Annotated in this window: 8 protein-coding genes; 7 read left to right on the top strand and 1 reads right to left on the bottom strand. The window is 71.5% G+C overall.

The features are described from left to right. The first annotated feature begins 388 nt into the window (after positions 1 to 388). Both BKI49_RS14510 and BKI49_RS14505 read left to right on the top strand, forming a co-directional pair. On the top strand, positions 389 to 1,771 hold the full coding sequence (locus BKI49_RS14510; RefSeq protein ID WP_095934671.1) for a nitrate/nitrite transporter: 1,383 nt from the start codon (positions 389 to 391) through the stop codon (positions 1,769 to 1,771). A 172-nt stretch (positions 1,772 to 1,943) separates the two neighbouring features. Then, positions 1,944 to 3,095 (top strand): uroporphyrinogen-III synthase, encoded by a 1,152-nt coding sequence (locus BKI49_RS14505; protein WP_095934670.1) that lies wholly within the window; start codon positions 1,944 to 1,946, stop codon positions 3,093 to 3,095. Here BKI49_RS14505 and BKI49_RS14500 read toward each other — a convergent pair. Beyond that, the gene (locus BKI49_RS14500; protein ID WP_095934669.1) at positions 3,044 to 3,604 is read right to left on the bottom strand and encodes an anthrone oxygenase family protein; all 561 of its coding nucleotides are present in this window, start codon (positions 3,602 to 3,604) and stop codon (positions 3,044 to 3,046) included. The two genes, BKI49_RS14505 and BKI49_RS14500, sit on opposite strands and share 52 nt — an antisense overlap. A 236-nt stretch (positions 3,605 to 3,840) precedes the next feature. On the opposite strand from BKI49_RS14500, the gene BKI49_RS14495 reads away from it, so the two are divergent. The 5 genes from BKI49_RS14495 (at position 3,841) to BKI49_RS14475 (ending at position 10,543) form a co-directional block, all read left to right on the top strand. Next, complete coding sequence (locus BKI49_RS14495) at positions 3,841 to 4,428, top strand: CGNR zinc finger domain-containing protein (RefSeq protein WP_095934668.1); 588 nt, start codon at positions 3,841 to 3,843, stop codon at positions 4,426 to 4,428. A gap of 333 nt (positions 4,429 to 4,761) precedes the next feature. After that, positions 4,762 to 5,343, top strand: a complete 582-nt coding sequence (locus tag BKI49_RS14490; protein ID WP_028804709.1) for a sigma-70 family RNA polymerase sigma factor — start codon at positions 4,762 to 4,764, stop codon at positions 5,341 to 5,343. Between the two features lie 38 nt (positions 5,344 to 5,381). After that, positions 5,382 to 6,164, top strand: coding sequence for an anti-sigma factor family protein (locus BKI49_RS14485; protein WP_028804710.1), 783 nt, complete (start codon positions 5,382 to 5,384; stop codon positions 6,162 to 6,164). A gap of 83 nt (positions 6,165 to 6,247) precedes the next feature. After that, positions 6,248 to 8,716 (top strand): HelD family protein, encoded by a 2,469-nt coding sequence (locus BKI49_RS14480; protein ID WP_095934666.1) that lies wholly within the window; start codon positions 6,248 to 6,250, stop codon positions 8,714 to 8,716. Positions 8,717 to 9,118: 402 nt separating this feature from the next. Next, entirely contained in the window at positions 9,119 to 10,543 is a 1,425-nt protein-coding gene (locus BKI49_RS14475) for an NAD-dependent malic enzyme (protein WP_095934665.1), read from the top strand. Positions 10,544 to 10,836 lie beyond the last annotated feature (293 nt).

The raw sequence follows: 10,836 nt of genomic DNA, 5'->3' as shown, positions 1-10,836 counted from the left end.
AGCCCCAGCAGCCCCACTCTCAAGCCCCTGGCGCTCAGCCGGCGTCCCCCTACGCCCAGCCGGCGTCCCCGTACGCCCACCCCCAGGCCCCCGGCGCCCAGCCCCCGAACCCGTACGCCCAGCCCCAGACGCCCCAGACGCCCCAGACGCCCCAGACGCCCCAGACACCCCAGGTCCCCCAGCCCCCTGGCGCCCAGCCCCCGCAGGTCTGAGCCGGGCGGGGCCTCACCGCCAGCCCCGGGCGGGGCCTCACCGTCGGCCCCGGCCCCGAGTGAGAGCAAAGTTCCCTTCCGGTCACTCATGGCCACAGGCCGGAAACGCGTCCTCCCTACCTTCGGTTGTCATCCCCAGGACGACACGCGCACTGCACCGGAACCGTGGAGGCGTCATGACAGCCCCTAATACAGCCCCCGCACCAAGCAGGGGAGGCCGTTGGATCGAGGAATGGGATCCGGAGGACGAGGCCTTCTGGCAGGAGAAGGGCGAGAAGATCGCCCGGCGGAACCTCGTCTTCTCGGTGCTCTCCGAGCACATCGGCTTCTCGATCTGGACCATGTGGTCGGTGCTCGTCCTGTTCATGGGACCGGAGTACGGGCTCACCCCCGCGGACAAGTTCCTGCTCACGTCCGTGGTGACGCTGGTCGGAGCGGCCGTGCGCGTGCCGTACACCTTCGCGGTGGCGATCTTCGGCGGCCGGAACTGGACGATCGTCTCGGCGAGCCTGCTCCTCGTGCCGACCGTCGCCGCGTTCACGGTGATGAAGCCGGGGACGTCCTTCGACACCTTCCTGCTCGTGGGTCTGCTCGCCGGCATCGGCGGCGGCAACTTCGCCTCCAGCATGACCAACATCAACGCCTTCTTCCCGCTGCGGAAGAAGGGCTGGGCGCTCGGCCTCAACGCGGGCGGCGGCAACATCGGTGTGCCCGTCATCCAGCTGGTGGCGCTCGCCATCATCGGGGCGAGCGGCGGGCCGCGCATGCTCCTCGGGATCTACATCCCGCTCATCCTGGTGGCCGCGGTGCTCGCCGCCGTCTTCATGGACAACATCGCCTCCGTCAAGAACGACACCGGCGCGGCCAAGGACGCCGCACGCGACGGGCACACCTGGATCATGTCCTTCCTGTACGTCGGGACGTTCGGGTCGTTCATCGGCTACAGCTTCGCCTTCGGCCAGGTGCTGACCAACCAGTTCGGCCGCACGCCCCTCCAGGCGGCGTACCTCACCTTCATCGGCCCGCTGCTCGGCTCGCTGATCCGGCCCGTCGGCGGGTGGCTCGCCGACCGCTACGGCGGTGCCCGGATCACGCTGTGGAACTTCGTGGGCATGGCCGCGGCGACCGCCGTCCTCGTCGTCGCCAGCATGCAGAAGTCGCTCCCGCTGTTCGTCGCGGTGTTCGTCGTACTCTTCGTGCTCAGCGGGCTCGGCAACGGATCGACGTACAAGATGATCCCCGGCATCTTCCAGGCGAAGGCCCTCGCCCTGGGACTGAGCGCGGAGGAGGCCGCCGCGCACGGGCGGCGACTGTCCGGCGCGTCCATGGGACTCATCGGCGCGGTGGGCGCGCTCGGCGGCGTCGGCATCAACCTCGCCTTCCGGCAGTCCTTCCTCTCCTACGGCTCCGGCACCGGCGCCTTCGTCACCTTCCTCGCCTTCTACGCGGTGTGCTTCGCGGTCACCTGGGCCGTATACCTTCGCCGCCCGGCCGCCGCCGGGGCACCGACCACGGCCACCACGGAGGCGAAGCCCCAGCTCAGCTACGCCGAGGTCTGACGTAACACGCCCGACATCAAGCTGATCCGAGCCTGTCACGGCACGTTGACAGGCTCGGATCCGTCACACGCGGACGGCAGCGGGCCGCCGCGGACGAGAACGGGCCGCCGGGACGACGGCACCGGGCAGGACACCCCCCGCACGACGACTCGACGAGCGCGAGACGAGAGCCATGTACGACGAACAGCAGCGACCGGACAACGGTCCCCTCGCCGGATTCACCGTGGGCGTGACCGCCGCGCGCCGGGCCGACGAGCTCAGCGCGCTGCTCCAGCGCCGCGGTGCCTCGGTGGTGCACGCGCCCGCCCTGCGGATCGTGCCGCTCGCCGACGACAGCGAACTGCTCGCCGCCACCAAGGAACTGCTCGACCAGGCGCCCGACGTCGTCGTGGCCACCACGGCCATCGGCTTCCGGGGCTGGGTCGAGGCCGCCGACGGATGGGGTCTCGGCGAGGACCTGCTGGGCAGACTGCGCGGAGTGGAACTGCTCGCCCGCGGCCCCAAGGTGAAGGGCGCGATCAGGGCCCAGGGCCTGACCGAGGAGTGGTCCCCGTCGTCCGAGTCCATGGCCGAGGTGCTGGACCGGCTGCTGGAGGAGGGGGTCGAGGGACGGCGCATCGCCATCCAGCTGCACGGTGAGCCGCTGCCCGGATTCGTGGAGTCGCTGCGCGCCGCGGGCGCGGAGGTCGTCGGCGTCCCGGTCTACCGGTGGCTGCCGCCGGAGGATCTCGGACCGGTCGACCGGCTGCTGGACGCGGCCGTCACCCGCGGTCTGGACGCGCTCACGTTCACCAGCGCGCCGGCCGCCGCCTCCCTGCTGACGAGGGCGGAGGACCGGGGGCTGCTGCCCGAACTCCTCGACGCGCTGGGCCACGACGTGCTGCCCGCCTGCGTGGGGCCCGTCACCGCGCTGCCGCTGCAGGCCCGCGGCATCGACACCGTCCAGCCCGAGCGCTTCCGGCTCGGCCCCCTCGTCCAGCTGCTGTGCCAGGAACTCCCGGCGCGCGCACGGGCGTTGCCCATCGCCGGGCACCGGGTGGAGATCCGCGGGCACGCGGTGATGGTGGACGGCACGCTGCGGCCCGTGCCGCCCGCCGGGATGTCGCTGCTGCGGGCGCTGTCGCGGCGGCCCGGCTGGGTGGTGGCCCGGGCCGAGCTGCTGCGCGCGCTGCCGGGCGCCGGGCGGGACGAGCACGCCGTCGAGACGGCGATGGCCCGGCTGCGTACCGCGCTCGGCGCTCCCAAGCTCATCCAGACGGTGGTCAAGCGCGGCTACCGGCTCGCGCTCGACCCGGTCGCGGACTCCAAGTACGCGGACGTGTGAGACCTGCGGCACAGGAAGAGGGCGCGGGCGAGGAAGGCGAGCGCGAGCGTCGACAGCACCGCCCGTACGGTGTTCCACGCGACCCAGGTGTCCTCGAACTTCTCCCGGACGGCGGCCGGATCGCCGATCTTCGCCGGGTCGCCGGCGTTCGCCAGGTCGTCGTTGAGCGGGATGTTCACGGCGACGGTGACCAGGAAGGCCAGTCCGTAGGCGAGGAGGGCGGCGAGCACCCAGCGGCGCGCGCCGCCTTCCGTGCCGCGCAACTGCCACGCGGAGATCGCCGCGAGCACCGGCGCGCCCAGGAAGCTCACGAAGAACACCGGGTTCTGGATCACGTCGTTGATGTTCTGCATGACCTCGATGAAGACGCGGTCGTCGCTGCGCGCCAGCGACGGCATGATGTCGCAGGCGAAGATGTAGAAGACCCCGGCGATCAGGCCCATCGCGACCGTGGCCGCACCCAGTACACCCCCGGCGGAGCTGTGCCGCCCTGTGCTGTTGTCCGTCATGTCCCTCAGTCAACCGGCGCCGCGGAACAGGTGACATGGCCCAGGCGCGCGGCGGCATAAGCGGGCGTCCAGCCCGTGCCGGTGCCGGGTCCGGCGCGGGCCGGGGGAGCCGGCGCCGTGTGGACGCGGTAAGGGAGCGGTACTGAGTCTTCCGGCCGGGCGCGCGGGCATGCACTGTAGGGGGTACGACCCTCACCGGCCCCTCACGGCGGTAACCCCAAGGCGGTGACAGGCACATGGCATCGGGCATGGCCACGGCCTCGTACGAGCTGCGGTTCGACTCCGGGCGGATCTGCCTGGACCTGACGGCGACCACCCATCCCGAGGAACGGCTCGACTCGGCCGCCCGGCTGCGCGCCTGGATCGCCGCCTCCGAGCTGGTCCCCGCGGGAACCCCGCTGGGCTCGGCCGACGCGGCGTGGCTCCTCGCCTTCAGGGAACTGCGCGGACACGTCGCCCGGTTGGTGCGCGGAGAACTGGACGGCCGGCCGGCCGACGCGGCACTCGCCCGCGTCAACGCGGCCGCCCTCGCCGCTCCGCCCGCCCCCTGGGCGGTACGCGCGGACGACGGTTCGCTGCACCGCAGGCTGCACGCCCCGCCCGGCTGCGCCGAACTGCTCTCCGTCGTCGCCCGGGACGCCCTCGACCTGGTCACGGATCCGACGGCGCGGGCGAGTCTGCGGCAGTGCGAGGGCGACAACTGCCCGATCGTCTACCTCGACACCTCGCGGGGCCGGCGTCGGCGCTGGTGTTCCAGCGAGGTGTGCGGAAACCGCGAGCGGGTGGCCCGGCACCGGCGCCGGGCGGCGCTCGCCCGCGCCTGAGCGGAGGCCCGCGCCGGGTTTCGTCGCGCGGGGTGCCCGTGACCTCGCCGTACGCGACGACGGCCCCCGGCGTGCGGCAGTTCCGGACGTCCGGGCCGGTGTGATCCTGCCCACTCCGCCGCCGGGCGGCCCTTCCGGCCGCGGACCGGAGTGCGGCCGGCAGGTGACCCGTACGTGACCCCCCGACCGCAACCAGTTTTCAGAAAGCCCTTCAACTCCCTTTTCAAACCCCGATCAAGAAATATGTGCGGCCACTTTGAACACACGCACGCCAGTGCACGTACCCGGGGATGAGCGACCGACTGGGGGAACCCCCGGACACCGGAGGTAGGCGTGCGCAAGGATTCCGCCGTGGCTGATGAACGAAGGCCAAGGGCCCGACATCGCATGTCCCAGTCCTCGTCGACCGAACCCGACGAGGAGCTGATGCGTGCGCTGTACCGGGAACACGCGGGGCCCCTGCTGGCGTATGTCCTGCGGCTGGTCGCCGGAGACCGCCAGCGCGCCGAGGACGTCGTACAGGAAACGCTCATCCGTGCCTGGAAGAACGCCGGTCAGCTCAATCGAGCAACCGGTTCGGTACGCCCCTGGCTGGTGACGGTCGCCCGGCGCATCGTCATCGACGGCCACCGGAGCCGGCAGGCCCGGCCTCAGGAGGTCGACCCGTCGCCGCTGGAGGTCATCCCCGCGGAGGACGAGATCGACAAGGCGTTGTGGCTGATGACACTGTCGGACGCGTTGGACGACCTGACCCCTGCTCACAGGGAAGTTCTGGTCGAAACTTACTTCAAAGGGCGTACGGTCAATGAGGCGGCCGAAACCCTCGGCATCCCCAGTGGCACCGTGCGCTCCCGGGTCTTCTACGCCCTGCGCTCGATGAAGCTGGCGCTGGAGGAGCGGGGGGTGACGGCATGAACACATACGGGGGATACGGAACGGGTGGTCCAGGAGCCATGCAGGGTCCAAGGGGACAGCAAGGCCCCGGCGACATTCACGAGACCGTAGGCGCCTACGCCCTCGGCATCCTCGACGACGCCGAGGCGACCGCCTTCGAGGCGCACCTCGCCACCTGCGAGTGGTGCGCCCAGCAGCTCGACGAGCTGGCCGGGATGGAGCCGATGCTCGCCGCGCTCGCGGACCTGCCCGCCTCCCAGGGCAGCCCTGCCATCGCCGAGTCCCTGTCCGCGCGCCCGAGCCCACGGCTCGCTGAGCGGCTGGTCGACGAGGTGTCCGAGCGGCGCGCCAAGAAGCGCCGGCGCGGCATGTACCTGGTGGCGGCGGCCGCGGCGCTGATCATCGGCGGCCCGCTGACCGTCATGGCGGTCAACGGCGGCAGCGACACCGGGACGAACATGCCCCAGGCGCACGCCACCAGCCCCGCCAAGGCGGCCTTCGAGGTCATGACCGACAAGAAGGAGGCCACGGACCCGAAGACCCAGGTCAACGCCGTGGTCGCGGTCGAGAAGAAGGACTGGGGCACCCACGCCGTCCTCCAGCTCAAGAACGTCACGGGCCCGCTCAAGTGCTCCCTGATCGCCGTCGGCAAGAACGGCGAGCGCGAGACGGTCACCTCCTGGGCGGTCCCGAAGTGGGGCTACGGCATCACGAACGCGAAGACCGAAGAGGCGAAGAACCCGCTCTACGTGCACGGCGGTGCGGCCTTCTCGCCCAACCAGATCGATCACTTCGAGGTCATGACGTTCGACGGGAAGCGCCTCGTGGAGGTGGCCGCCTGAGCGAACCCCGGGCGCGCACGTAGCCTGCCGGGGTCCCCTTCGCGTACGGTTGACGGCTGCCCAGCACGTCAGAAGGGGGCCCGGTGGCCGCTCAGGCTCAGCAGGAAACCGCGCTCGGCTCGGTCCACGAACCCGTAGGGGACTCCACGCAGGAGGACCCCCTACGGGACGATTCCGTACGGGACCGGGAGATCAGCGTCGAACAGGAACATCTGGACCGGGTGTACCGGCGCCTCGAGGAGAAGATCGACGAGGCGGAGTTCCTGATGAACGACGCCGCCCAGCGCGGGCAGGTCGGTACGCCGGGCGCGCTCGCCGAGCGGGACGCCCAGGTGTTCCGGGCGGGTGTCCACCTCAACCGCCTGAACAACGAGTTCGAGGACTTCCTCTTCGGCCGGATCGACCTGTTGCTCGGCAAGGACGGCAAGAAGGGCCCGGACGGCGCGTACACCGCGGTCGAGCCTGCCGAGGGCGCGGTCCGCGAGGACGCGACCGGGCAGTACGCCGACATCGCGGAGACGCTGCACATCGGCCGGATCGGCGTCCTCGACGCGGAGTACGCGCCGCTGGTCATCGACTGGCGGGCGCCCGCCGCGGCCCCCTTCTACCGCTCCACCCCGGTCGACCCGGGCCGTGTCGTGCGCCGCCGGGTCATCCGCTCCAAGGGCCGCAAGGTCCTCGGGGTCGAGGACGACCTGATGCGCCCGGAGCTGAAGGCTTCTCTCGACGGCCGTGAGCTCCCGGTGATCGGCGACGGCGCGCTGATGGCCGCGCTCGGCCAGGCCCGCAGCCACACCATGCGGGACATCGTGGCGTCGATCCAGGCCGAGCAGGACCTGGTGATCAGGGCGCCCGCCGCCTCGGTGACGTACGTCGAGGGCGGTCCGGGCACCGGCAAGACGGCGGTGGCCCTGCACCGGGCCGCGTACCTCCTCTACCAGGACCGCCGCCGCTACGCGGGCGGCATCCTGATCGTCTCTCCGACCCCTTTGCTGGTCGCCTACACCGAGGGCGTCCTGCCCTCCCTCGGCGAGGAGGGCCAGGTCGCCATCCGCGCCATCGGCTCGCTGGTCGACGGCGCGGAGGCAACCCTGTACGACTCCCCGGCGGTGGCCCGGGCCAAGGGCTCGTACCGGATGCTGAAGGTGCTGCGGAAGGCGGCGCGGGGCGCGCTGGAGCCGGCGCCCGCCCAGGGCGGACGGTCCGGCCCGGCCGGCCGTTTCGCGCGAGGCGGCGCCGAGGACGCGGGCGGCACCGGGCAGCTCGCCTTCGGCGAGGAGCCCGGGACGCGGGACGACGCGGCGACGGCACCCACCCGCCTGCGGGTCGTCGCCTTCGGCCGTCGGCTGGAGCTGGAGGCCGCGGAACTGGACCGCATCCGGCGCAACGCGCTGGGCGGGACCGCGCCCGTCAACCTGCTGCGCCCGCGCGCCCGCAAGCTGCTGCTCGACGCGCTGTGGGCGCACTCGGGGGCCGGGTCCCGGCACACGGACCCGGAGCTGGCCGCCGAGCTGAGGTCGTCGTTCGACGAGGACATCATGTCCGAGGACTCCTTCGTCTCCTTCCTGGACGCCTGGTGGCCGGAGCTGACGCCCCGGGGCGTGCTGGCCGCCATGGCCGACGAGCGGCGGCTCGGGCGCTGGGCGCGGCGCATCCTGAACCCCGGCGAGGTGCGCCGGGTGGCCCGCTCGCTGAAGCGGGACGGGCTGTCCGTGCACGACGTGGCGATGCTGGACGAGCTGAACGCGATCCTCGGCACCCCGGCCCGGCCCAGGAAGCGGCGCGAGCTCGATCCGCTCGACCAGCTCACCGGTCTGGAGGAGCTGATGCCGGTGCGCGAGGAGTCGCAGCGCGAGCGCGCCGAGCGGCTCGCCCAGGAGCGGACCGAGTACGCGCACGTCATCGTCGACGAGGCGCAGGACCTCACGCCGATGCAGTGGCGGATGGTGGGCAGGCGGGGCCGGCACGCCACCTGGACCGTGGTCGGCGACCCGGCCCAGTCCTCCTGGTCCGACCCCGACGAGGCCGCCGAGGCGCGCGACGAGGCCCTCGGAACCCGCCCCAGGCGTCGTTTCACCCTCACCGTGAACTACCGCAACCCCGCCGAGATCGCCGAGCTCGCGGCCAAGGTCCTCACCCTGGCCATGCCCGGCTCGCAGTCCCCCTCGGCGGTCCGCTCCACCGGTGTGGAGCCGCGCTTCGCGGTCGTGGAGGAATCACTCGCCCGGACGGTGCGTGCCGAGGCCGCACGGCTGCTCGACCGCGTCGACGGCACCGTGGGAGTGGTCGTCGCGATGAACCGGCGCGAGGAGGCGGCCCGCTGGCTCGCCGGTCTAGGCGACCGCGTGGTCGCTCTCGGCAGCCTGGAGGCGAAGGGACTGGAGTACGACGCGACGGTCGTCGTCTCGCCCGCGGAGATCGCCGACGAGTCGCCGGCCGGCCTGCGTGTGCTGTATGTCGCGCTCACCCGTGCGACCCAGCAGCTGACGCTCGTGTCGGGCGAGCGGGACGAGCCGGACGCGGACGGGGTGCCGGACCTGCTGCGTGACTGAGCCCACGGGACCCCGTATGAACTTCCGGCGCGGGAATGGCCTTACGGGATCTGTTTGTTAGCCTTGGTGTGGCACCGGCCCGATCCAAGCCCCCGGGCCCAACCTTCGTCGCTACGAGCGACCACTTGCCGCGAGGCGAGCATGGCGGGTCGGTGTCACTGAACGGAGCACGACCGAAGAGGCCCACGTCATCCAGTGACGTGGGTCTCTTTGCTGTGCCCGTAACTTCTCGTATGGTGGAAACAAGTTTCCGAAAGCGTGCGGCAGGTCGCGAACAAAACGTTCGCAATCCGGGGCGGCTACCGCGTACTCGACGGTAGGTGCGACGATCGGACGGCATGACGCGACCCGGCAAGGCCGCGCAGTACACGCAGTACACGGTGAAAGCAGAGGAAGTCGGCCATGGCAACGGCGCCCAGCGTCTCCTACTCGATGACGGTCCGGCTGGAGGTGCCCGCGAGCGGAACCGCGGTCTCCCAGCTCACCACGGCCGTGGAGTCCTCCGGAGGCTCGGTGACCGGCCTCGACGTCACCGCCTCGGGGCACGAGAAGCTCCGGATCGACGTCACCATCGCGGCGACGTCCACCGGCCACGCCGACGAGATCGTCGAGAAGCTCCGCGGCATCGAGGGCGTCACCCTCGGCAAGGTCTCCGACCGTACGTTCCTCATGCACCTCGGCGGCAAGATCGAGATGCAGTCCAAGCACCCCATCCGCAACCGTGACGACCTCTCCATGGTCTACACGCCGGGTGTGGCCCGCGTCTGCATGGCGATCGCCGAGAACCCCGAGGACGCCCGCCGCCTCACCATCAAGCGCAATTCCGTTGCGGTCGTGACGGACGGCTCCGCCGTGCTCGGTCTCGGCAACATCGGTCCCAAGGCCGCGCTGCCCGTCATGGAGGGCAAGGCGGCCCTCTTCAAGCGGTTCGCCGGCATCGACGCCTGGCCGCTGTGCCTCGACACCCAGGACACCGACGCGATCGTCGAGATCGTGAAGGCGATCGCCCCCGGCTTCGCGGGCATCAACCTGGAGGACATCTCCGCGCCGCGCTGCTTCGAGATCGAGGCCCGGCTGCGCGAGGCCCTCGACATCCCGGTCTTCCACGACGACCAGCACGGCACCGCCATCGTCGTCCTCGCCGCCCTGACCAACGCACTTCGCGTGGCGGGCAAGGCGATCGGCGACATCCGCGTCGTCATGTCCGGCGCCGGCGCGGCCGGTACGGCCATCCTCAAACTGCTGCTCGCCGCCGGTGTGAAGAACGCCGTCGTCGCCGACATCCACGGCGTCGTGCACGCGGACCGCACCGACCTGGTGGACGCCGCCACGGACTCGCCGCTGCGCTGGATCGCCGACAACACCAACCCCGAAGGCCTCACCGGCACGTTGAAGGAAGCCGTCCGCGGCGCCGACGTCTTCATCGGCGTCTCGGCCCCGAACGTGCTCGACGGCGACGACGTGGCCGCCATGGCGGACAACGCCATCGTGTTCGCGCTCGCGAACCCCGACCCCGAGGTCGACCCGGCAATCGCCCGCCAGACGGCGGCAGTTGTCGCCACGGGACGCTCCGACTTCCCCAACCAGATCAACAACGTCCTGGTGTTCCCGGGCGTCTTCCGCGGACTCCTCGACGCCCAGTCGCGTACCGTCAACACGGAGATGATGCTGGCCGCCGCGACCGCCCTCGCGGACGTGGTGACCGAGGACGAGCTCAACCCGAACTACATCATCCCCAGCGTCTTCAACGACAAGGTCGCGGGAGCGGTCGCCGGAGCGGTGCGCAACGCCGCGAAGGCGGCGGGCACGGCGCCCGTCGCCGAGTAGACGCCCGGCACCCCGCGACCGGGTCCGCGCCCGGTGTTCCGGGGGCTGTGACGATAGCCACGGCCCGCCTCACACCGGCGCGTCGCGGGACGCCGGGCTTGTGGGCGCCCCCTAAGGTGGCGGCCAGGTTCAGGCCTCGCAGGCCTTTTCGTGTGACTCCCAAGGGTGTTCGTGTGACTCCCAGGGGTGCCGGATTGGCTTTCCCGCCGCAGGTGGGGGCAGGATGCGTCTTCGGGCGCGAGGGTCTGGCCACGGACCCGGGTGCGGGGACCGAACGAGGACCCTGGCAGCAT

The sequence above is a fragment of the Streptomyces sp. Tue6028 genome (assembly GCF_002300165.1).
GTDB classification, from domain to species: Bacteria; Actinomycetota; Actinomycetes; order Streptomycetales; family Streptomycetaceae; genus Streptomyces; species Streptomyces siamensis.
The sequence above is the reverse complement of the archived record's forward strand: the minus strand, read 5'-3'. Positions and strand labels throughout refer to the sequence as shown.